Origin of the sequence: Variovorax sp. (assembly GCF_035634955.1) — a bacterium.
Lineage (GTDB): Bacteria > Pseudomonadota > Gammaproteobacteria > Burkholderiales > Burkholderiaceae_C > Variovorax.
This window is the reverse complement of sequence record NZ_DASQBZ010000026.1, coordinates 58,035-80,630: the sequence shown is the minus strand read 5'-3', so window position 1 is coordinate 80,630 and position 22,596 is coordinate 58,035. Positions and strand designations below refer to the sequence as shown.

The following is a 22,596-nucleotide window of genomic DNA, read 5'->3' as shown; positions in this document are numbered from 1 at the left end:
GGACACACGGCATGAAAGTCTGCATCTACGGTGCCGGCGCCATCGGCGGCTGGATGGGCGTGAAGCTGGCGCAGGCCGGCTGCGAACTGTCGGTGGTGGCGCGCGGCGCGACGCTGGAGGCGCTGCGCAAGGACGGTCTGTCGCTCGCGCATGGCGAGGAGTCGGTCTCGGTGCCGGTGCGGGCGGCCGAAGATCCGGCCGCGCTGGGGCCGCAGGACCTCGTGGTCATCGCGGTGAAAGCGCCCGCGCTGGCGGCGGTGGCCGAGCGCATCGGCCCGCTGGTCGGCCCCGACACGATCGTGCTCACGGCGATGAATGGCGTTCCGTGGTGGTTCCTGGCGGGCGGCTTCGGCGGCGCGTTCAGCGGCCGGCGGCTGGCCGCGGTCGACCCGGCCGGCGCCATCGACGCGGCCATCCCGGCGCGCCACGTCATCGGCGGCGTGGTGCATGCCAGTTGCTCGCTGGACGCGCCGGGCCGGGTGCGTCTGCATTTCGGCAACGGGCTGATCGTCGGCGAGCCGTCGGGCCAGGCCACGCCCCGGGCGCAGGCGCTGCACGCACTGCTGCAGCGTGCCGGCTTCGACGCCAGGCTGTCGCCGCAGATCCAGAAGGACGTCTGGTACAAGCTGTGGGGCAACATGACGGTCAACCCGATCAGCATGCTCACCCGCGCCACCACCGACAAGATCCTCGACGACGACCTGGTGCGCGGCTACATCTCCGCCATGATGCTCGAGGCCAAGGCCATCGGCGAGCGCATCGGCGTGCCGATCGCCGAGAGCCCGGAGGACCGGCACGCGGTCACGCGCAAGCTCGGCGGCTTCAAGACTTCGATGCTGCAGGACGTCGAAGGCGGCCGCGCAGTGGAACTGGACGCACTGGTCTCGTCAGTGCGCGAGCTGGGCCAGATCACGGGCGTGCCGACACCCCACATCGACGCGCTGCTGGGCCTGGCACGGCTGCATGCGCGCGGGCTGGGGCTGTACGCCGCAAGCGCAACGTAACGGGCAGACGCCGTTCGTAGCGCCTCGCGCGCGACTTGAAGTGCCGTCCGAGCTCTTGCTCTACCTGCTGCCGCTCCAGCAGGGCCTGCGCAGCCAATTGCTCCTGCCGATCGACCTCTCCTGGTCAGCCGACCCAGACCGTCTTGACGCAGACTCGGGATGGTGAATCTGCCACGCCTTCGCCTCTTGGATAGACCTTTATCCGCAACCCGGGCGAGCTGGAAGGTCGATGGAATCGCTCGTAGAGCAACCCCCCATGTCGCAATTGAGGCTGACCATGCGGCGCTTGCGGTGGGGAATCGTAGTGGGACTCGCGGCGGTAGCCCATCGCCTCCAGTTCGCCTGCGAAGGCGTCGTAGTTCAACTGACAGATGTCCGTCATGGGCGGGTAGCTTCCCGGGCGTTCTCGAAAGCTGAACTCCACTTGCGGGCGGTCCTCGTTTCTGACCACGAACACATACGTCCATTGCGAGGTCAAGCGCTCCAGGAAGCCGTATGTCTCGCTCCAGCGTTGGACTGGCCTCTCCATCACGGCCTCCAGCCGCCCAGGGGTGAAGTCATCGATCGACTGGCTTGTACGAATGAGCGTCAGCAAGCGGCGCAGCGCCTGCTCCGCTCTGGGCTGCGCTGCCTTCAGCGGTGAGGTCATGGTCATGGTCATGGTCATGGTCATCGTCATGGTCATGGCAGCAGGATCCTTTGGAGGCTGCGTGGCTGGCGTATGGGAAGGGGGCTGCACGCATCCGCTCAACACGATTGCAGCCAGCAGCGACATTGCACGCAAAGCGGAATTTCGGTCGCGGATGGCGTTCTCCCTGTCTCGACGCTTGCTTGTCCTGTGGCGCATATCCACCACGCGGCAAGCGTATTGCTTCGTGGAGCTGTTGGATAGCGCAAGCCGACTTGAATGCGCTTGCGCGCAGTCGCGCGAAACGCGACAGCAATAGTCGATTCTGGATGGGCCGAGCTTGAACGCCCTTCGTTGCAAGACTACTTCCTGATCGACGTGCAATGGGCCCTCGCGTCGGCCGCGAGAGCATCCGTCACGGCTTGGCCCACACCGCCCGGGCGCTGCCTCTCAGGCTTCCACCGCCACCGGCACCCGCCGCGCGATGGCGCACATGAGTTCGTAGCCGACCGTCTCGGCGGCCTGCGCCACGTCGTCGATGGAAAGCCATTCGCCGTTGTCTGCCCTGCCCCACAGCGTCACCTCGCTGCCGATGCCGGCGCCGGGCACGGGGGTGAGGTCCACCGCCGTCATGTCCATGCTGACCCGGCCCACGGTTCTCGTGCGCACACCGTCGACGAGGACCGGGGTGCCGGTGCCGGCATGGCGCGGGTAGCCATCGCCGTAGCCTACGGCGGCGATGCCGATGCGCATCGGCGTCTCGGCGGTAAAGCGCGAGCCGTAGCCGACGGTGTCGCCGACGGCCAGTTCCTGCACGCCGATCAGCCGCGTGGCCAGCGTCATGCCCGGCTGGAGCTGCCAATGCGCGGCGTCGTGCTCGGGATAGTCCGGCGCGCTGCCGTAGAGCACGATGCCGGGGCGCACCCAGTCGGCGCGGGTCGTGCCCGCGTGACGCAGGATGGCGGCGCTGTTGGCAAGCGAGCGCTCGCCGGGCAGGTCCTGCGTGGCCTGCTCGAAGGCGGCCAGCGGTTGGGCGATGCCGCGCGGCGCATCGGCATCGCTGAAGTGCGTCATCAACGAGATCTCGCCCACCTGCGGCAAGGCATTGAGGCGCGTCCAGGCGGTGCGGTAGCGCGCCGGCGTGAAGCCCAGGCGGTTCATGCCCGAGTTGAGTTTGAGAAAGACGCGGTGCGGCGCCTGTGTCTTGTGCGCCGCCAGCATGTCGATCTGGGCGTCGCAGTGCACCGCGTGCCATAAATCGAGACGCGAGCACAGCTCCAGGTCGCGTGCCTCGAACACGCCTTCGAGCAGCAGCACCGGCCCGCGCCAGCCGAGCGCGCGCACGCGCTGCGCCTCGTCCAGGTCGAGCAGCGCGAAGCCGTCGGCCGCGCGAAAGGCCTCGTAGACGTTCTCGATGCCGTGCCCATAAGCGTTGGCCTTGACCACCGCCCACACGCGCGACTCCTGCGCGGACCGGCGCACCCGGTCCAGGTTGTGACGAAGTCCGGCTTGGTGGATGGTGGCGAGGATCGGGCGTGGCACGTCGGCTCCGGTTGGCAGGTGTACAGGGAAATACCCAACATGACTGGGTGTTTGCGGGTCATTTTGGCATGGCACCCCCATGCTATAACCGCACATCTCTCGCCGGGACCGCACTCCGTCGCCCAAGAAGAACCTCAGGCCTGCATGACCTATCGATGAAGCGCGGTTTCTACACCATCATGTCGGCCCAGTTCTTTTCGTCACTGGCCGACCAGGCGCTTTTCGTGGCGGCGGTCGAACTGCTTCGCGGGGCCGGCGCACCCGAATGGCAACGCGCCGCATTGGTGCCGATCTTCGCGGTCTTCTACGTCATGCTGGCGCCCCTGGTGGGCGCCTTTGCCGACGCCCTGCCCAAGGGCCGCGTGATGTTCGTGAGCAACGCCATCAAGGTGGTCGGCTGCCTGATGATGCTGTTCGGCTCGCATCCGCTGGCCGCGTACGCCGTCGTCGGCCTGGGCGCCGCCGCCTACTCGCCGGCCAAGTACGGCATCCTCACCGAGCTCCTGCCGGCGTCGCAGCTGGTCAAGGCCAACGGCTGGATCGAGGGGCTGACCATTGCCTCGATCATCCTCGGGCTGGCGCTGGGCGGAGTGCTGGTGGGGCACGCCGTGTCCTCGGCCCTGCTCGGCATCGACCTCCCGCTGATCGACACGGGCATCGACACGCCGCCCGCAGCCGCCATCTCGGTGCTGATCGCCGTCTACGCGCTGGCTGCATGGTTCAACACCCGGATTCCGCACACCGGCGTGGAAATGCGGCCGCTGCGCGCCAACCCGAACCACTCGATGGTGCGCAACCTGGCCGCGCTGCTGCCCGATTTCTGGCATTGCAACGCACGCCTGTGGCGCGACAAGCTGGGCCAGATCTCGCTGGCCACCACCACCCTGTTCTGGGGCGCCGGCGGCAACCTCAAGTACATCGTGCTCGCCTGGGCCGCACTGGCGCTGGACTACAACACCTCGCAGGCCTCCGCCCTGACCGGCGTGGTGGCCATCGGCACCGCCATCGGCGCCGTGGTGGCGTCGGTGCGCATGCGGCTGGACGGCGCCACCAGCGTGATTCCCATGGGCATCACCATGGGCCTGCTGGTGATCGCGATGATCCTCATCCGCAACGTGTGGGTGGCGATTCCGTTCCTGGTGCTGCTCGGCGCACTGGGCGGCTATCTGGTGGTGCCGATGAATGCGCTGCTGCAGCACCGCGGCCACAACCTGATGGGCGCGGGCCGGTCGATCGCGGTGCAGAACTTCAACGAGCAGGCCTGCATCCTCCTGCTGGGCGCCTTCTACAGCGCCTGCACCGGCCTGGGGCTGTCGGCGTACGGGGCGATCTCCGCCTTCGGCCTCGTGGTGGCGGGCGTCATGTGGCTGATCAAGCGATGGCACATGAACAACATGCGGCGCTACCCGGAAGAGCTGGAACACCTGCTGGCCATCGCCCGCAGCGACAAGCATCATTGAGGCGGCGCGCCGCACGTCGCCGGCGCCACGAGGTACCGACATGACCAGCGTCTACGACTTCGAAGCCCGCACCATCGACGGCCGGCCCGCGCCCTTGTCGGCGTACCGCGGGCGGGTGCTGCTGATCGTCAATACCGCAAGCCAGTGCGGCTTCACGCCCCAGTTTGCGGGTCTCGAGCAACTCCACCGGCAATATGCCGGGCGCGGGTTGACGGTGCTGGGCTTTCCCTGCAACCAGTTCGGCCACCAGGACCCGGGGACCAACGCCGAGATCGGCGCCTTCTGTGCGCAGAACTACGGCGTGAGCTTCCCGATGATGGACAAGGTGGAAGTGAATGGTCCGGGCGCAGCCCCGCTGTACCAATGGCTCAGGTCGCGCAAGAAAGGGCTGCTGGTCAGCGCGATCAAGTGGAACTTCACCAAGTTCCTCGTCGGGCGCGACGGTCAGGTACTGCGGCGCTACGCACCGCTCGACAAGCCGGAGTCGCTCGCCGCCGATATCGAGACGGCATTGGCGGCGACGGCGGGCTGAGCGCGGAGCGCCCTGCCCCTCATGGGAACCGGAAGTTCACCGTCTTGGCGCCGCTTCCGAGCGTGACCGATTCGCGCCGCGTCACGCCGCCCTTGCTGGCCTGCACCTGGTAGGTGCCGGGCGGAAGGTCGATCAGGCACACGGGCCCGCTGGCGCGAAACACCATGGCGGGCTGGCTGCCGCCGCCCTGGATGGTCACATCGATGTCGGCCAGATAGGCGCCGCCCTCCTTGGCCATCAGCAGCGCGAGCGGATGATCTTTCATTTGCGCGCGCATCGCGTCGGACTCGTCGCTGCCGATGCCGCCGCACTTGTGGCGCATGTCGGTGCGCACCAAGGGGCCGCCGTCGCCACCCGGCGTGCCCGGTGGCGGGGCCGTCGCGGGCATGGGCGTGCCGGTGCTGTCGACCGGGACGGTTGCGGGGACCGGCGCACCGGGGCTGCCGGACGGAACGGCTGCGGGCTCCGGCTTGACCTTCTCTGCCGGCATGGTCACCGGGGCGGGCTGCGCCCATGCCAAGCCGGCGACGCTGCACGCGGCCGCCGCCGCCCAACGCCGCCATTCGATTCGCATTGCTGCTGTCATATGCGCCCCTTCGGAGCAACAGGATCGGATCCACATCGTGCGCCGCCGTGACGCTGCGTCGCGTCGGACGGCACCCACGGCTGCTGTGCGCTGCGACCCGGTCCCGTGGCGGGGTCAGCGCGGCTCGGCCGGCTGCAACGCCTCGTCCAGCAATTCGATCCAGTGACGCACCGGCGTAGCGGGGCTGCCGCTTTGCAGGTGCGTGATGCAGCCGATGTTGGCCGACACGATCTGCCGCGGTTGCAACTGGTTGAGATGGCCCAGCTTGCGGTCGCGCAACTGGTAGGCCAGCTCCGGCTGGAGCACCGAGTAGGTGCCGGCCGAGCCGCAGCACAGGTGCGATTCGTTGCGGGCCACCTGGATGTCGAAGCCGAGCGCGCGCAGATGCTGCTCGACGCCGCCGCGCAGCTTCTGGCCGTGCTGCAGCGTGCATGGCGGGTGATAGGCGATGGTCCCCTCGGGCGCCTTGACCCGCTCGGCCAGCAACGGCGCCAGTTCGGGCAGCAACTCGCTCAGGTCGCGGGTGAGCGCGCTGACGCGCGCGGCCTTGTCCGCGTATGCGGGGTCGTCCTTCAGATGGTGGCCGTACTCGCGCACGGTGACCCCGCAGCCCGACGCGTTCATGACGATCGCCTCGACCGCCCCGCTGTCGACCAGCGGCCACCAGGCATCGATGTTGGCGCGCATCTGCGCCAGGCCGCCGTCCTGGTCGTTGAGGTGGAACTTGACCGCGCCGCAGCAGCCCGCCTGCGGCGCGGTGACGCACTCGACCCCGGCGGCGTCGAGCACGCGCGCGGTGGCGCTGTTGATGTTGGGGGCCATGGCGGGCTGCACGCAGCCGGCCAGTGTCAGTACCTTGCGCGCATGGCTGCGCCGGGGCCAGCGGCCGGCATCCTGCCGCGGCGGGACCTTGGCGCGAAGCGCGCCCGGCAGCAGCGCGCGCACGCTCTGGCCGACCGCCATCGCCGGGCCGAACAGCGGCGAGGGCAGCCCCTCCTTGAGAGCCCAGCGCACGGCCGCCTGGCCCGCCGGGCGCGGCACCTTGGCGTCGACCACCTTGCGTCCGATGTCGACCAGGTGGCCGTACTGCACGCCGGAGGGGCAGGTGCTTTCGCAATTGCGGCAGGTCAGGCAGCGGTCCAGGTGCAGCTGCGTCGCGCGGGTGGGCGCCTGTCCTTCGAGCACCTGCTTGATCAGGTAGATGCGCCCGCGCGGCCCGTCGAGCTCGTCGCCCAGGATCTGGTAGGTGGGGCAGGTGGCGGTGCAGAAGCCGCAGTGCACGCACTTGCGCAGGATGGCTTCGGCCTCGGCGCCTTCGGGCGTGTCGCGGAATTCCGGTGCGAGTTCGGTTTGCATGAGGAGGAAATCCGGTTGTCAGAGACCGCCGAGCAGCCGGCCGCGGTTGAAGATGCCTTGCGGGTCGAATTCGCGCTTGAGCGCCTCGTGAATGCGGCGCAGCGGAGGATCGAGGCTGTCGAGCGAGAGCGCCGGCGCGGCGTCTTGCGCCTCTCCGGGGGCGCGCGCGAAGCGGGTGGCACGTCCGCCGACGCTGACGGCCAGGTCCTGCAGGCGCCGACCCTGTCCGGCCTGCAGCACGTACCAGCGCTGACCGCCGTGCCATTCGACCAGCGGCGGCGGCGCGTCGAAGGCGAGCGCGGGCGCGGTCTGCGGCAGGCTGGCCCGCCACAGCTCCTGCCCGGGCGCGAGTGCGAAGAAAGGCAGCTGCATGTCGCGCAGCGCGGTCCAGCTGGCTGCGGCCTGCGCCGCCTCTGGCCGGTCGCCGCCCAGCTGGCGGCAGGCCGCCTCGACCGCGGCGGTGGCACCACGCAGCCGCAGCAGCAGCCAGCCCTGGCCGTCCTGCTCGCCCCAGCAACTGGCGTTGAGCGGCAACGGCTGGCCGCCCCACGCATTGAGGCGGCGCAACGCTTCGGTCTGGTTGCAGGCGAAGGCCAGCGTGGCTTCGGCCGGCGCCACCGGCAGCACCTTCAGGCTCACTTCGGTGATCACGCCGAGCACGCCCATGGAGCCGGCCAGCACGCGCGAGACGTCGTAGCCGGCCACGTTCTTCATCACCGTCCCGCCAAACGCCAGGTGCTCGCCGCGGCCATTGATCAGCCCGGCGCCGAGCACATAGTCGCGTACCGAGCCCACGCTCGCGCGCGCCGGCCCCGACAGCCCGGCGGCCACCATGCCGCCCACGGTGCCGGCCAGCGGCGCACCTTCGGCCACGGCATCGTGGCGCGGCGGCTCGAACGGCAGGCACTGGCCCTGCTGCGCCAGCAGCGCCTCGAGCTGCGCCAGCGGGGTGCCGGCGCGCACGGTGACGACCAGCTCGCTGGGCTCGTAGCTGACGATGCCGGCGAGTTCGCGCAGGTCCAGCAGTTCGCCCTCGATCGTGCCGCCGAGGAAGTCCTTGGTGCCGCCGCCGCGGATGCACAGGGGAACGCCGCGCGCGGCGGCATCGCGGATGCGTTCGATGAGCGGGTCGAGATCGTGGGGCGCCTGGCCCGGGGCGGATTGCATGCGCCCGATGGTAGCGCCGGCGGGCAGGCGCCTGGGTCGCGGCCGCCAATGGCGATCGATCGAGCGCCGGCGAGGGGCAGCCCGGACGCTAGTCGTCGAAGAAGTCCACGGGGCGGCCCGGCCCGTCCACGCGCGCGAACAGCACGCTGCCGGACGCCGGCAGGCGCGCCAGCTCGTTGGCTGCACGGCCATGGCGGCCGGTGGTGACGAACAACGTGCACAGGTCCTCGTCCCCGAAGCAGGGCATGGTCGGGCATTGGGCCGGAACCGGCAGCGACCGCGACAGTGTCCCGTCCGGCTCCATGCACACGAGTTGGGCGCCCTCGTACATGGCGGCCCAATAGCGGCCTTGCGCATCGACGGCGGCCCCGTCGGGCCGGCCGCCGTAGGGCGCGCCGGGCTGCCAGCCCGGCGCCTTGGGCGCGAAGCGGGCGAACTCGCGTTCGTTCGTGAGCCGGTTGGACTGTGCGTCCCAGTCCCAGGCGCGCACCGCATGAGTCGGCGTGTCGGTCCAATAGAGACGCCGCGCGTCCGGCGAGAACGCCAGGCCGTTGGCGGTGGTCACGCCGTCGAGCATGCGCACCAGGCGGGGCGCGCCGGCGGCAGCGCCGGGGCGCGCGTCGAGGCAGTAGAGCGCGGCGCTGGCCGCGTCCTTGGCCTCGTTGATGGAGCCGACCCACAGGCGGCCCAGCGGGTCGCACTTGCCGTCGTTGAAGCGCATGGTGCGCACGTCATGATCGGCGCGAACTATCTGCTGAAGTTCGCCGCCCCAGGTGCGCGCGCGATAGATGCCATCGCGCAGCGCAACCACCAGCCCGCCGCTGCGCGCCGGCGCGGCGCACCCGGGCTCGCTCGGCAGCGCCCAGCGCTCCACACGGTGGCCCGCGCCGGGCCGGCCGCGCGTGCGCAGCAGCGCGCGCCCGGGGATGTCGACCCAGTAGAGCGATTGCTCGTGCGGATGCCAGAAAGGCGATTCGCCGAGTTCGCTGACGGATGAGTCCAGGGTTTGCCACATGGCCTCCATTGTGGCTTCGCCAAGCGCGCGATGGGCCGCGCCGTCCTATGCGTCCTATGAAGTGGCGCAGACGAAACTGGCTGCGGAATTCACATCGCCCGAGCCGTTGTACCTGGCCCATGCCGGGTTCCGGCAGACAGGACGGGAGGACACGATCGTCTTGTTGTCCGCCGCCAGGCTGGCACTGATCAGCGTCTGCGGCGCCTGCCCTTTTTCAACCCAGCCGTCGAGCGCGGCGAGCGCGTTGAAGAGGTAACCCGATCCGGTGTGCCCGACGCCGGCGAGCATGTGGAAGCGCATGAAGGAGTCGGTCCTGGCCTGGCCCAGCCGGTCGACGACGCTTGCGTAGTAGTCGCTCGAATAGGCCGGTGGCACCAGATGGTCCGACGTCCCGTGGAACAGGATCAGCTTGCCGCCCTTGTCGGCGAACGCACCGAGATCGGGGTTCGTGGCATTGACCTTGTCGGAAAGGGCGAGCCATTGCTGCGCATACGTTCCGGGAACGTAGCTCAGCAGGTCGGTGGTCGGGCTGGAGGTCACGCCGTACTTCAGGTAGCCGTTGGCGAAATTGAACTCCACGCTGGCCGGCGTCGTGCCCGACATGCCAAGCTGCATGACGCTCCACCCGAGCGCGGAGGCTTCGCCGCCGACACCCAACGGTGCCGCCGTCGCGATGCCATTGGCAACCGGCGCCGGCAGGCTCGTGCGCGTGCGCATCAGTTCGACCGTGGCCAACTGGGGATCCGACAGACACGTATCTCCGCTGTCGGCTCCGCCCGGGCAGCGCAGTGCCTGCGCATCGAACTGGCAAGCCGCGGTGTTGGCGATGACGCCGTCGGCGAGCCCGTCCTGCGCGTCGCAGGCGGCGAGCTGCGCCGAGTCGAAAAGCTTGACCTTGGCCGGGTTGAGCCAGCCAGCCCCGCCATTGGCGAATGCGGCTTGCGCGATGGCGATGCCCTTCTGGTTGACGATGCTGTAGTCCACCACCGGCATTCCGGCCACGATGCCGTCGTAGCTGTCGGCAAAACGCTGGGCCTGCAGGAGAGCCTCGCGCCCGCCCGTGGAAATGCCCACGAAGTATTTTCTCGACGGCGCCGCGCCATACAGCGCCTGGAGCGTTGCCAGGCCCGCCTTGAGCAACTGCGGATGCGCGTTGAAGGCGAAGTTGTCGAGGGCGCTCGGGTTGCCGAGCGCGAACTTGAAATCACCCGTGGGATCCTGGTGGCCCGAATCGCTGGAGATGACGGCGTAGCCGAGCGCGCGGATGTTGCCGCCGGCAAGACCGTCGATCATCTCCGGCGGGCGGATGACGCCGTTGTACCCGCCCCCGCCCATCTGGACCAGCTTGGTGTTCCACGAAGCGTCCTCCGGCAGGTCGGCGCGGAACTGGATCGTGGACGTCGGCGATGAAACGATTTCCCCCATCGCCACGCAGGTCTGGGGTTGGCCGCTCGTCGCCTCGAGTACCTCGGTCGAGGTGATGCTTCCGGGCGCGACGTCCTTGCCGGCCAACTGTGCGCAGCGCTGCGCGAACGTCATGCTGGCGGGAGGCTCGGGCCCGTCGTTTCCATTCGAAGGTGTATTGTCGTGTCCGCTGCCGCCGCAGGCCGCCAGCGAGGCGGCCAATGCGAGCGGGAGATATCTGGCCAGTGGCGTTGCTTGTCTCATGCTGCTTCCGTGGTTGTTGTACATGTCCGCAGATCTGGCACGACGCCAGCTCGGGTATCGGCGCATCAATCCATACATTTATGTATGGTGAAGCGCAGCTTATGCAGACGTACGCCGCGAACTCAGAGGAATTACCCTAGGCTGCCAGCCGCCCGCCCCGGCAGTCCGTGAATGCCCAAAAAAAAGGCCCGCTCGAGCCGAAGCTCTTGCGGGCCGAACATCCAAGGGAGAGACTTGCGATACGAAACTTGTGGCGCGCCGCTCAGCGGCTGTAGGCGGTCTCGCCGTGCGACGTGATGTCGAGGCCTTCGCGCTCTTCTTCCTCGCTGACGCGCAGGCCGACGGTCAGATCGGCGATCTTGTAGGCGATGAAGGCAATCACGCCGGACCAGACGATCGTGACCAGCACGCTCTTGATCTGCACCCACACCTGGGCGCCCATCGCGAAGGTGTCGGGCGTCAGGCCGCCGGTGCCGCCCAGGCTTTGCGAGGCGAACACGCCGGTCAGGATGGCACCCAGGATGCCGCCCACGCCGTGCACGCCGAACACGTCGAACGCGTCGTCGGCGCCCAGCATGCGCTTGAGACCACCCACGCCCCACAGGCAGACGAAGCCGGCCAGCAGGCCCAGAACGATCGAGCCCATCGGGCCGACGAAGCCGGCGGCCGGCGTCACGGCCACCAGGCCGGCGACGGCACCGGAGGCGGCACCCAGCATCGAGGCCTTGCCCTTGTGCATGGCTTCACCCAGGCTCCAGGCCAGCGTGGCGGCCGCGGTGGCGAGCACCGTGTTGACGAATGCCAGGCCGGCGTTGGCGTTGGCGGCACCGGCGGAACCGGCGTTGAAGCCGAACCAGCCGACCCACAGCAGCGAGGCACCGACCATCGTCAGCGTCAGCGAGTGCGGCGTGAATGCTTCCTTGCCGAAGCCGATGCGCTTGCCGATGACGTAGGCACCGACCAGGCCGGCGACACCGGCGTTGATGTGGACCACCGTTCCGCCGGCGAAGTCGAGCGCACCGTCGGCGCCCAGCAGGCCGCCGCCCCACACCATGTGGGCGATCGGCACGTAGCTGAAGGTGAACCACAGCACCGAGAACAGCAGCACGCCGGAGAACTTGGCGCGCTCGGCGAAGGAGCCGACGATCAGCGCCACGGTGATGGCCGCGAAGGTGCCCTGGAACGCCAGGAAGACGTACTCCGGAATCGTGGTCAGCGCCCCGAAGGTCTCTTGCGAGACGCCCTTGAGGAATATCTTGTCCAGCCCGCCGAAGAACTTGCCCTCGCCCGAGAAGGCCAGGCTGTAGCCGTACAGGGCCCACAGGATCGAGATCAGCGAGAAGATCACGAACACCTGCATGAGCACCGACAGCATGTTCTTGCTGCGACCCAGGCCGCCGTAGAACAGGGCCAGGCCGGGGATGGTCATGAGGATGACGAGCAGCGTGGAGGTCAGCATCCAGGCGGTGTCGCCGGAGTCGACCTTCGGCGCAGGCGCGGCAGCGGGTGCCTCGGCGGCAGGCGCGGCGGCGGCAGCGGCGGCGGGGGCTTCGGCCGCCGGCGCCGGTGTCTGGGCATAGCCGGGTACGCCGGCCAGGAGCGCGCTCAGGCCGAGCGCGAGGGAAATGAGCAGCTTCTTCATTTGAGAGTTCTTTCGTGCCTGCTGGGCATGTGCGAAATCAGAGCGCCTCCCGCCCGGTCTCGCCGGTGCGGATGCGGACGACCTGCTCCAGGTCGTAGACGAAAACCTTGCCGTCGCCGATCTTGCCGGTGCGCGCCGAGGTTTCCACCGCTTCGATGACGCGGTCGACCAGGTCGTCGGAGACCGCCGCCTCGATCTTCACCTTGGGCAGGAAGTCCACGACGTATTCGGCGCCGCGGTACAGCTCGGTGTGCCCCTTCTGGCGGCCGAAGCCCTTGACCTCGGTGACGGTGATGCCCTGCACGCCGATGGCCGACAGTGCCTCTCGCACCTCGTCGAGCTTGAAGGGTTTGATGATGGCTGCGATCAGCTTCATGGTTTGACTCCTTGGAATGGTCGTTCCGGCGCGGCGGCGTCGAGGCGGCCGCGCCGGGGCTCTTGATTACAGCGTCTTGGTCAGCGCCACGATGAACCGGGCCTTGTTCGGGCTGACGGTTCTGCCGTCGGCGCCGGTGACCTCGTAGGCGCCCGTGTCGCTGGCGCCCTGCACCATCGCGCCGAGCGACAGGCCGCCGCCGAAGTCGTAGGCCGCGCCCACGCTGTAGTCGTAGAAGCTCGGGTAGCCCAGGCCGCGGATGTCGGACGACAGGTGCGTGTAGCCAACGGCCGCCTTGAGCGTCACGTTGCCGGCGACGGTCATTGCCCAGGCCAGGTTGAAGTAGCCGGTGTTGGTGCCCTTCAGGCCGGAACCGCCGTCGTTGCCGGCGTAGTTGAAATAGTCGTCCGACACGGTGTGCGAATACTTGGCGGTGAAGGCACCTGCCACACCGGTGTCGTACGTGCCCGAGCCGTAGATCTCGACCGTGTTGCCGGCGGTGGCGCCGGGATAGATATAGCCGAGCACGCCCACGTCCCAGGCGATCGGGCCGCCCTGGAACTTGAAGCCGCCGTAAAGGTCGCTCTCGATGCTGTTGCCATCGAGCCAGCCGACGCTGGAGTTCCAGTTGCCGACGTAGAACCCGCTCGAATGTGCGTAGTCGAAGCCGCCTTGCAGCGCGGGCTTGACGCTCGAGGTCTTGAAGTTGCCGTTGCTTCCCAGCACGTCCTGGTCCTGGCCGCGGAACTTGTACAGGCTGGTCAGGGTGACGTTCGCCGTCAGCGGCGAAGGCTCGGGCGCGGCCGCCGCCTGTGCTGCCGCGATCTGCGGCGCCAGCGACACGGCAGCGACAAGCGCGGTGCCGGCCAGAACGGTTTTGCGGTGCATCATTTGGGAAGGCTCCTCGGTGCGTTTAAGTGGGTTGACCACCCAAAGCAGGGAGCGTGCCAAAGTGTGTCAAGGCCTTTCAGGGACGAGGCAGCACGCAACTGGATCATTCGGGAAATGCAGCGGCCATGCGCCGCGAAGAGAAGATGGATGCACCATCTTGGTGAAAGGGAGGAACATGAGCTTGTCTTTGGTGCAAAGCCGCGCCTTGTTGGGCCTGGAAGCGGCGCAGGTGACCGTCGAGGTGCATCTGGCCAATGGCCTGCCCAGCTTCACGCTGGTCGGGCTGGCAGATGTGGAGGTCAAGGAAGCGCGCGAACGGGTGCGCTGCGCCATCCAGAACGCCGGGCTGGAATTTCCCAGCAACAAGCGCATCACGGTCAACCTGGCGCCGGCCGACCTGCCGAAGGATTCGGGGCGCTTCGACCTGCCGATCGCCTTGGGCATCCTGGCCGCCAGCGGCCAGGTGGATGCCGCCCGACTGGCCGGATGGGAGTTTGCAGGTGAGCTCTCACTTTCGGGCGAGCTGCGGCCGGTGCGCGGTGCGTTGGCCATGGCGCTCACGCGTCCGGCTGCCGGCGGTGCGCCGGCGCGGCTGGTCCTGCCAATGGCCAGCGCCTGCGAGGCGGCGCTGGTGCCCGATGCGCCCGTCTACGGGGCCCGCCACCTTCTGGACGTCGTGACGCAGTTCCTGCCCGAGGGCGCGGCGCCGCCCGAAGGCGCCGCCACCGATGGCGACGGCTGGGCGCGTGCCCAGGCGCGCACGCCGGTGGCTATGGCCGCGCCGCCCGACCTGGCGGATGTGAAGGGGCATGCGGGCGTCAAGCGGGCCTTGGAGATCGCGGCCGCCGGCGCGCACAGCCTGCTTCTGGTCGGCCCGCCGGGCTCGGGCAAGTCGATGCTTGCGCATCGCTTCGCCGGGCTGCTGCCGCCGATGCAGGTGGACGAGGCGCTGCAGAGCGCCGCCGTCGCCAGCCTGGCCGGCACCTTCCGCCCCGAATGCTGGATGCACCGCCCCACCTGCGCGCCCCATCACAGCGCCAGTGCGGTCGCGCTCGTCGGCGGCGGATCGCCGCCGCGCCCCGGGGAGATCTCGCTGGCACACAACGGCGTGCTGTTCCTCGACGAGTTCCCCGAGTTCGCGCGGGCCGCCCTCGAGGCGTTGCGCGAACCGCTGGAAACCGGCCAGATCCGCATTGCCCGCGCCGCCCGGCGCTCGGAATTCCCGGCGCGGTTCCAGCTGATCGCGGCCATGAACCCGTGCCCCTGCGGCCACCTCGGCTCGCCGCTGCGGGCCTGCCGGTGCACGCCGGACCAGGTCGCGCGCTACCAGGGCAAGCTCAGCGGACCGCTGCTCGACCGCATCGACCTGCACGTGGAGGTGCCGTCCATCGCGCCGCAGGATCTGCTCGATGCGCCGCCCGGCGAGGCCAGCGCCGAGGTGCGCGAACGCGTCGAGCAGGCACGCCGGCGCGCCCTGGCGCGCCAGGGCCATGCCAACCAGGCCCTGCAGGGCGCGGACATCGACACGCATGCAGCCTTGCAAGACGATGCGCGCAGGCTGCTGCACAAGGCGGCGCGGCAATTCGGGTGGTCGTCCCGCGCCACCCATCGGGCCTTGAAGGTGGCGCGCACCATTGCGGACCTGGCCGCGGCCGCCGCGGTGGAACCGCCGCACGTGGCCGAAGCCATCCAGTACCGGCGCGGGCCGGGTGGCCACGGGAACGAGGCGTGACGCCCGCGCGCCGCCCGCGGCTGCCTCAGGCGCGCGGGGCGCGCTGCTGGTCCAGCACCTGCGCCAGGCTGCGCACCCCGGTGCCCCACTTGGCCATCGAGCTGAATGCCTGCATGAAGGGCACGTCGACGAAATGGACCCGCTGCGCCGGCATCAGCAGCACGGTGCCGGAAAACGGCGTGGGCGACGACGGCATGAACACCGTGTAGTTCCCGTCCTCATGCTGCTCGACGACGAAGCCGATGGCCGTGTTGTCGTCGAACTCGATGAACGCGACGCGGAACTCGGCGGTCTCGTCGCCGAAGGTGCGGCCCAGCAGGCTGCGCAGAAAGGTGTAGCCCGGAATGCGGTCGAGCAGGCCCTTGTCCAGCCAGCGACCCAGCGGGCGGCCGGGCCAGGTGCGCACCGCAAGGCCCACGATGAAGCTGGCGAGGATGATCAGCAGCAGCGCGGCGATCGCGTGATGGTCGGTGTCGATGGGCAGCACCTTGACCAGCGGCTTGGCGACTTCGACCAAGCCCATCATCCCCTTGACGATCAGCAGGATGGCCAGGTAGGCCGGCAGCAGCACGAGCAGGCCGCCGATGAGCGTGTTGATCAAGAAGTTCCAGATCGCCTTCATGTCGCGGGCCTTTCGGTGGGTCGAATGATTCAGTTGCGGGCGACGCCGAGCAGGCCGCGCTGCGCCAGGTTGCGCATGAGCGCGCCGATGCCGAACTCCCAACGCGCCGCCTGGTCGGAGTGCACCACCCGGTTGACCAGCGCGCCGAGCTCGGGCGCCGCGATCGTCACGAGGTCGCCGACCGCGTGCGTGAAGCCCTGGCCCGGACCGAAACGGTCCTGCACCGGCGCGAACATGGTGCCCAGGAACAGCATGAGCCCGTCCGGATAGTCGTGGTGCGCGCCAATGGCATGCGAGACGATGTCGAGCGGATCGCGGCTGATGCGGGTGAGCGAACTGGCGCCTTCGAGGGTGAAGCCCTCGGGGCCGTGCACCTGCAGACCGACCGTGATGCGGCGCACGTCGTCGATGCCGAAGTGGGCGTCGAACAGGCGGATGAAGGGACCGATGGCGCAGGAAGCATTGTTGTCCTTGGCCTTGCCCAGCAGCAGCGCGCTGCGGCCCTCGAAGTCGCGCAGGTTGACGTCGTTGCCCAGGGCGGCGCCGCGCGTGCGCCCCCGGCTGTCGACGGCCAGCACCACCTCGGGTTCGGGGTTGTTCCATTCCGACCTGGCATGGATGCCGACGTCGGCGCCGGTGCCTACCGACGACAGCACCGGCACCTTGGTGAAGATCTCGGCGTCCGGCCCGATGCCGACCTCGAGGTACTGCGACCATGCGCCCTGGGCAATGAGCACCTCCTTGACCTTGGCCGCCTGCTCCGAACCCGGCACGATGCCGGCCAGGTTGTCGCCCAGGACGCCGACCAGCGCGGCACGCACGCTCTCGGCCTTGGACGCATCGCCGCGCGCCTGCTCCTCGATCACGCGTTCGAGCAGGCTCTCGACGAACGTCACGCCGCTGGCCTTGATGACCTGCAGATCGCACGGCGCGAGCAGCCAAGGCCGCGAGAGGTCGCGGCGGGCCTCGTCGCTGTTGGCAAGCGCTTCGGCCAGCCCCGCAATGCGCGGCGCGCGGCCCGACTGCAGCGCGTCGTTCACCCGCCCGGCCGGCTCGCCGTCCTGTTCGAGCAGTTCGCTGCAGGTTGCGGCCAGCGGCGACAGGTCGTGCAGGCCACCGGCATGCACCGCCACAAGCGTCGGGCCCATGCCCGGTTGCCACAGGCGCCCGACCAGGGTCGCGCGTTCGGCGTCGTGGGGAAGGCTGCGATCGGGCGTCAACTGTGCATTCAAGCGTTCGTCTCCAGTAAATGGGCTGTCCACCGCCGGGCGCGGCCGGACTCTGCGGTGGCGCGCATCCTACGCGCGCAAGGACGCCGGCGCATCCTACGTCGCGGCGATCGGCAGGGCCAGCGCGGGCTCGGGCCGGGGCGCTTCAGGGCCCTGGCTTGGCGCCAGCCGCCGGTGGGCGCAGCCTCGCGCGCGCTTCGCGCAGGCGGTCCGGCAGGTCGCGCCAGGGCGGCGCCTGCGGTGCGAAGCGCGCGCGCATCCATGCGGCCAGGTCGACGATCTGCGCATCGTCCAGCGCGTCGCCGAACGCCGGCATGAAACCGACTTCGCGCGAGGCCGGCTCGCGCACGCCTTGCAGGAGGGTGTTGAGCAGGTTGTCGGGCTGCGCGCTCGTCAGGTTGCTGTTGAGCGCCAGCGGCACGTTGGCCCCCAGCAGGCGCGGGCCGTCGCCGTCGTGGTGGCAGGCCGCGCAGGCGCCGTCGAACAGGCGCTGGGCCGCGCCCGGCGCCGGCTGCCGCTGCCGCGCATCCGCCACCGCCTGGCGCGCCAGCGCTTCGGCGCGCTGCGGCTCCACCGGCGCTTGGAATGAGGCCAGGTAGGTGGCCATGGCGCGTATGTCCGCGTCGGGCACCGATGCCAGTTCGCGCACCACCTCCGCCATCGGCCCGCCGGCCGTGCCGTGTTGCGCACTGTGGCCGTGACGCAGGTAGCCGTAGAGCGCATCGGCGGTCCACGGCACCGCGGATGTCGATGCCTGCGCGGTCAGGGGCGGCGCCTCCCAGCCGTCGACGGTCGCGCCCGACAGGTGGGCCGGGCCGGATCGCTCGGCGCCCAGCGCGTTGCGCGGCGTGTGGCAGGCGCCGCAGTGGCCCAGGCCTTCGACCAGGTAGGCGCCGCGGTTCCATTCGGCGCTGCGCGCCGGCTGCGGCGCATAGGGCGCGCTGTCGTGGAACAGCGCATTCCACACCCCCATGAGCGGCCGCAGGCCGAACGGAAAACGCAGCTGCGCAGGCGGCGTCTGGGCGCGCACCGGCGGCAGCGACATGAAGTAGGCGTAGAGCGCCGCCAGATCGTCGTCGCTGGTCCTGGCGAAATCGGTGTAGGGGAACACCGGGTACAGGTGGTGGCCGTCGCGCGAGACGCCTTCACGCATTGCGCGCTGGAAAGCACTGAACGACCAGCGGCCCAGGCCGGTGTCGGCGTCCGGAGTCAGGTTGGTGCTGAAGACGGTGCCGAACGGCGTGTCCATGGCCCGGCCGCCGGCGTTTCGCTGGCCGCCCGGAGCGGTGTGGCATACGGCGCAATCGCCGACTGCCGCCAGCATGCGGCCACGCTCGATGGTGGCGTCGTTGTACACCTGTGCGCCGAGCGACACCGGAGCGATGGCCGCACGCCATCCGAACAGGCCGGCCACCGCGCCGAGGCCGCCCACCAGCAGTGCGCCGGCCGTGGCCCACCACGCGCGCCGCCGGGGCCAGGGCGCGTCCCGCGGCACGGCGCGCGACGGCACGGCTGCCGATACGGCTGCATCGCCCGGCGGGTGCGGCGCGTCCATCGCGCCACCACCGGCCGGCGGCGCCGGCGGCAACGGGTTCAAGGCCGCACGCACCACCTCCGGCGTGAACGGCGGCGCACGGAATCGAATGCCGGTGGCATCGAAGATGGCATTGGCGATGGCGGCGGTGCCAGGGACCGAGGCGGATTCGCCGGCGCCCAGCGGGGCCTCGCCCGGTCGCGGCATCTGCAGCACCTCGATGACCGGCACTTCGCGGAAACTGAGGATCGGGTAGCTGCCCCACTCGCGGCTCTGGACGACGCCGGCGGGCAAGCGCCCCGGCAGCGGCGCCAGCCCGGTGCCGCCATCGGCCTGCGCGCCCTGCACCGGCGCTGCCGGCGCGAAGCGGACCTGCTCCTTGAGCGCCCGGCTGGTGGCCTGGATGACATTGCCGTGCACCTGGTGCTCGACACCGGCAGGATTCACCACCAGCCCGGCGTCGTGCCCGACCACCACGCGGCGCACGTGCACCTCCCCGGTCTTGCGATTGACCTCGACGTCCGCGACCCAGGCCGACCACGCCGCGCCGAACCCGGGCCACTTGCTGTGCACGTAGCGCGCATAGGCGAAGCCCTGGCCGAACAGGACATCGCCGCCCGGACCGAGGCCGCCGTCGGCGTTCTCGCACGGGCCGGTGCGGCGGCGCCATCCAGCCTTGTCGGCCGTGGCCTGCACCAGCTCGGCCGCGCGCGGGTCGTGCAGATGGCGCAGGCGGAACTCCACCGGATCGACGCCTGCGGCACTGGCCAGCTCGTCGACGTAGCTTTCGTGGGCGAACGAATTGGGCAGGGCCGACACGCCGCGCAGCCAGGAGGCGCGCACGATCGGCGCCATGTCGTTGACCTTGACCCGCAGGTTGCCGAAGGTATAGGGCGGGCGGGCCGTGCGGTCGCCCATCTCGAATGCCTGCGCCGTGGCCGCGACGCGGCCGGTCAGCAGCAGCGCCAGGGTCGGCGCGCCGTTGGAGGGATACGAGGTCTCGAAGTCGTAGGCCGCGACGGCGCCGTCGGCATCCAATCCACCGCGCACCTGCATCAATTGCGCCGCGCCCTTCGGCTCCCAGGCATGCTCCTGCTCTCGCGTCAGCTGCACCCGCACCGGCGCGCCGACCGCGCGCGACAGCAGCGCGGCATCGGCCGCCACGTCGTCGGCGCCGTTGCGGCCATAGCAGCCGGCGGCTTCCATGCGAACCACGTCGACGGCGAGCTCGTCGATCTCGGCCAGCTGCGCCAGGTCGCGCCGCAGGACATGCGGATTCTGCGTGCCGGCCCAGACCCTCAAGCGCGCCCGGCTGCCGTCCTCCGGGTCCAGCCAGGTTGCCACGGCGCACGACGGGCCGATGGACGCATGCATCTGATACGGCCACAGGTAGGTGCGCGGCATCGGGCGGTCGGCTGCCTGCAGCGCGCCGTCGACGTCGCCTTCGTCCACAAGAAGGCGCTGCGTGGCCGGCTTCGCGCGCAGCGCTCCTTCCAGGTCGTCGAGGGGCGGCAGGCCGGGCCAGCGCTTCCAATGCACGCGCAGTTCGCGCATGGCCTGTTCGGCATGTTCCTCGCGCTCGGCCACGACGCCGACGAAGTCGCCGATCGTCACCACGGCGCGCAGGCCGGGGATGTGCGCCACCGACGACTCGTCCACCGACTCGAGCGTGCGGCCGACGAATTCGCCGTGGTCCGCTCCCGCATAGGGCGGGCGCACCACCCGGCCGTGCAGCATGCCGGGCAGGCGCATGTCGTGCACGAAGACCGTCTCGCCGGCCAGCTTGGCCGGAATGTCGACGCGCGCCACCGGCGTGCCGACGATGCGGTAGTCGGCGAACGACTTGAGCGGGGTGTCCGCGTCCAGCTGCAGCGCGTTGCGCTGGCCCGCCACGAGTGCGGCGAAATCGATGCCGTGCGCGCCGTCCGCGCTTTCCACGCGCCCCGACCGCACCCGCAGTGCCGAGGCTTGGGCGCCGAGCAGTTCCGCCGCGCGCTCCACCAGCCAGGCGCGCGCCTGCGCCGCGGCCTGCCGCAGCGGCGCGGCATGCACCTGGATCGACGCGCTGGCGATGGTGGCGCCCTGGTTGGGCGCGCGGGCCGTGTCGCCCAGCACCATGTGCACCCGTTCAAAGGGCGCGTCGAGTTCCTCGGCAACGAGTTGCGCCAGTGCCGTGCGCAGGCCGGTGCCGAGGTCGACGTGGCCGTTCAGGGCGGTGATGCTGCCGTCGTCCCACACGGCCAGCAGGATCTCCGGCCCTTCGGCCGGATTGGGCGGCACCGCCGACGGCTGGCCCCGCGCGGGCGCCGCCGGCGCGGGCGAGTCCCGCAGCACCAGCAGCACACCGGTGGCCGCCAGGAAGTCGGCGCGCGAGCGCGGCTGACCAGCGCGGCCGCTCACGCCGGACGGTCTCCCTGCGCCAGCGCGGCCGCCTGCACCGCGCGCAGGATCTCGACGTGAGTGCCGCAGCGGCATAGGTTGCCCGACAGTTCGTCGCGGATGCGCCCCTCGCCCGGATGAGGCTCGCGCGCAAGCAGCGCCGCCGCCTGCATCACCATGCCGTTGAGGCAGTAGCCGCATTGCGCGGCCTGTGCATGCTCGAAGGCCTGCTGCACGGGATGCCAGTGCCGCCGATCGCCCAGGCCCTCGAGCGTCGTGACCTGCCGGCCGGCCACGCCATGCGCCGGGACGACGCAGGCTCGGGCCGCCACGCCGTCCACGTGGACGGTGCAGGCGCCGCACTGGCCAAGGCCGCAGCCGTACTTGGGGCCGTTGAGCGCCAGGTCGTTGCGCAATACATGCAGCAGGCTGGCTTCATGCGGCACGTCGAGTTCGACCGCGCGCGCATTCACGGTGAGCGCGAGCAAGGCCATGGGTGCCGGGTCAGGCGATGTCCGACGACTTGATGCGCTTGACGCCCTTGGCCTGCATCTGCTTCCAGGCGGCGGCCAGCGAACCGTTGAGGTCGATGGCGCGCGTGGCGTCTTCGATCACGTAGGTCTCGAAGCCGGCCTTGCGCGCATCCATGGCCGTCCAGGCCACGCAGAAGTCGGTGGCCAGGCCGGTGACGAATACCGTGCGGATGCCCCGCGCCTTCAGGTAGCCGGCCAGGCCGGTGGCGGTCTTGTGGTCGGCTTCCTCGAACGCGGAGTAGCTGTCCATGTCCTTGTGGAATCCCTTGCGGATGATCAGTTGCGCGGTCGGCAGGCGCAGGTCCTTGGACAGTGCCGCGTCGTCGGTGCCCTGCACGCAATGGTCGGGCCACAGGACCTGCTGGCCATAGCCGAGCTTGATGCTCTCGAACGGCTTCTTGCCGCCGTGCGTGCTGGCGAACGAGGCGTGGCCCGGGGTGTGCCAGTCCTGCGTGACGACGATATTGGTGAATGCATCGGCCAGCTTGTTGATGACCGGCACCACCTCGGCGCCCCCCTTGACCGGCAGCGTCCCGCCGTCGATGAAGCAGTTCTGCACATCGACCACGATCAATGCCGCGGTGGCGCCGGGCTTGATCTTCCTGTCGGCGGCCCATGCGGGCACGGCGCCGAGAACGGACAGGGCGGCGGCGCCGCAAAGGAGGCGGCGGCGTTGCGAAAGGACTTGCGCATCGGTCAT

19 protein-coding genes are annotated in these 22,596 nt (G+C 69.9%); 4 read left to right on the top strand and 15 right to left on the bottom strand.

Annotated features, from left to right (window positions below; translation table 11 throughout):
• Nucleotides 1-11: 11 nt before the first annotated feature.
• Nucleotides 12-1,004, top strand: a complete 993-nt coding sequence (locus VES41_RS17605; RefSeq protein WP_324819703.1) for a 2-dehydropantoate 2-reductase — start codon at nt 12-14, stop codon at nt 1,002-1,004.
• A 124-nt stretch (nt 1,005-1,128) separates the two neighbouring features.
• On the opposite strand, the gene VES41_RS17600 is transcribed toward VES41_RS17605, so the two are convergent.
• Both VES41_RS17600 and alr read right to left on the bottom strand, forming a co-directional pair.
• Nucleotides 1,129-1,689, bottom strand: a complete 561-nt coding sequence (locus VES41_RS17600) for a hypothetical protein (protein WP_324819701.1) — start codon at nt 1,687-1,689, stop codon at nt 1,129-1,131.
• A 393-nt stretch (nt 1,690-2,082) separates the two neighbouring features.
• On the bottom strand, nt 2,083-3,174 hold the full coding sequence (gene alr, locus VES41_RS17595; protein ID WP_324819700.1) for an alanine racemase: 1,092 nt from the start codon (nt 3,172-3,174) through the stop codon (nt 2,083-2,085).
• A gap of 155 nt (nt 3,175-3,329) precedes the next feature.
• Between alr and lplT the strand changes: the two genes are divergently transcribed.
• Nucleotides 3,330-4,634 carry a lysophospholipid transporter LplT gene (lplT, locus tag VES41_RS17590; RefSeq protein ID WP_324819698.1) on the top strand — a complete coding sequence of 435 codons (1,305 nt, stop codon included), beginning with the start codon at nt 3,330-3,332 and terminating at the stop codon, nt 4,632-4,634.
• A 40-nt stretch (nt 4,635-4,674) separates the two neighbouring features.
• A complete protein-coding gene (locus tag VES41_RS17585) occupies nt 4,675-5,166 on the top strand; it encodes a glutathione peroxidase (RefSeq protein ID WP_324819696.1) in 492 nt (163 codons plus the stop codon).
• Between the two features lie 19 nt (nt 5,167-5,185).
• Here VES41_RS17585 and VES41_RS17580 read toward each other — a convergent pair whose 3' ends face one another.
• The 8 genes from VES41_RS17580 to VES41_RS17545 all read right to left on the bottom strand — a co-directional run bounded on the left by VES41_RS17580 (nt 5,186) and on the right by VES41_RS17545 (nt 13,867).
• The gene (locus tag VES41_RS17580; RefSeq protein WP_324819694.1) at nt 5,186-5,740 is read right to left on the bottom strand and encodes a carboxypeptidase regulatory-like domain-containing protein; all 555 of its coding nucleotides are present in this window, start codon (nt 5,738-5,740) and stop codon (nt 5,186-5,188) included.
• Between the two features lie 126 nt (nt 5,741-5,866).
• The gene (gene glcF / locus VES41_RS17575; protein ID WP_324819692.1) at nt 5,867-7,108 is read right to left on the bottom strand and encodes a glycolate oxidase subunit GlcF; all 1,242 of its coding nucleotides are present in this window, start codon (nt 7,106-7,108) and stop codon (nt 5,867-5,869) included.
• Nucleotides 7,109-7,126: 18 nt separating this feature from the next.
• A complete protein-coding gene (gene glcE, locus VES41_RS17570; RefSeq protein ID WP_324819690.1) occupies nt 7,127-8,275 on the bottom strand; it encodes a glycolate oxidase subunit GlcE in 1,149 nt (382 codons plus the stop codon).
• 88 nt (nt 8,276-8,363) lie between these two features.
• Nucleotides 8,364-9,290 carry an SMP-30/gluconolactonase/LRE family protein gene (locus tag VES41_RS17565; protein WP_324819688.1) on the bottom strand — a complete coding sequence of 309 codons (927 nt, stop codon included), beginning with the start codon at nt 9,288-9,290 and terminating at the stop codon, nt 8,364-8,366.
• A gap of 54 nt (nt 9,291-9,344) precedes the next feature.
• Nucleotides 9,345-10,829 (bottom strand): tannase/feruloyl esterase family alpha/beta hydrolase, encoded by a 1,485-nt coding sequence (locus VES41_RS17560; RefSeq protein WP_324819686.1) that lies wholly within the window; start codon nt 10,827-10,829, stop codon nt 9,345-9,347.
• A gap of 391 nt (nt 10,830-11,220) precedes the next feature.
• Nucleotides 11,221-12,600 carry an ammonium transporter gene (locus tag VES41_RS17555; protein ID WP_324819684.1) on the bottom strand — a complete coding sequence of 460 codons (1,380 nt, stop codon included), beginning with the start codon at nt 12,598-12,600 and terminating at the stop codon, nt 11,221-11,223.
• 37 nt (nt 12,601-12,637) lie between these two features.
• Nucleotides 12,638-12,976 (bottom strand): P-II family nitrogen regulator, encoded by a 339-nt coding sequence (glnK, locus tag VES41_RS17550; RefSeq protein ID WP_324819682.1) that lies wholly within the window; start codon nt 12,974-12,976, stop codon nt 12,638-12,640.
• 66 nt (nt 12,977-13,042) lie between these two features.
• Nucleotides 13,043-13,867 (bottom strand): TorF family putative porin, encoded by an 825-nt coding sequence (locus VES41_RS17545; RefSeq protein ID WP_414719169.1) that lies wholly within the window; start codon nt 13,865-13,867, stop codon nt 13,043-13,045.
• A gap of 175 nt (nt 13,868-14,042) precedes the next feature.
• Between VES41_RS17545 and VES41_RS17540 the strand changes: the two genes are divergently transcribed.
• Nucleotides 14,043-15,599 carry a YifB family Mg chelatase-like AAA ATPase gene (locus VES41_RS17540; RefSeq protein ID WP_324819680.1) on the top strand — a complete coding sequence of 519 codons (1,557 nt, stop codon included), beginning with the start codon at nt 14,043-14,045 and terminating at the stop codon, nt 15,597-15,599.
• 25 nt (nt 15,600-15,624) lie between these two features.
• Here VES41_RS17540 and VES41_RS17535 read toward each other — a convergent pair whose 3' ends face one another.
• The 5 genes from VES41_RS17535 to VES41_RS17515 form a co-directional block, all read right to left on the bottom strand.
• Nucleotides 15,625-16,221 carry a DUF502 domain-containing protein gene (locus VES41_RS17535; RefSeq protein WP_324819678.1) on the bottom strand — a complete coding sequence of 199 codons (597 nt, stop codon included), beginning with the start codon at nt 16,219-16,221 and terminating at the stop codon, nt 15,625-15,627.
• Nucleotides 16,222-16,250: 29 nt separating this feature from the next.
• Nucleotides 16,251-17,453, bottom strand: a complete 1,203-nt coding sequence (locus tag VES41_RS17530; protein WP_324819676.1) for a fumarylacetoacetate hydrolase family protein — start codon at nt 17,451-17,453, stop codon at nt 16,251-16,253.
• Nucleotides 17,454-17,595: 142 nt separating this feature from the next.
• Entirely contained in the window at nt 17,596-21,384 is a 3,789-nt protein-coding gene (locus VES41_RS17525; RefSeq protein WP_324819674.1) for a molybdopterin cofactor-binding domain-containing protein, read from the bottom strand.
• On the bottom strand, nt 21,381-21,857 hold the full coding sequence (locus VES41_RS17520; RefSeq protein ID WP_324819672.1) for a (2Fe-2S)-binding protein: 477 nt from the start codon (nt 21,855-21,857) through the stop codon (nt 21,381-21,383). The genes VES41_RS17525 and VES41_RS17520 overlap by 4 nt, the downstream gene beginning before the upstream one ends.
• Nucleotides 21,858-21,867: 10 nt before the next feature.
• Nucleotides 21,868-22,596, bottom strand: a complete 729-nt coding sequence (locus VES41_RS17515; protein WP_324819670.1) for a nicotinamidase — start codon at nt 22,594-22,596, stop codon at nt 21,868-21,870.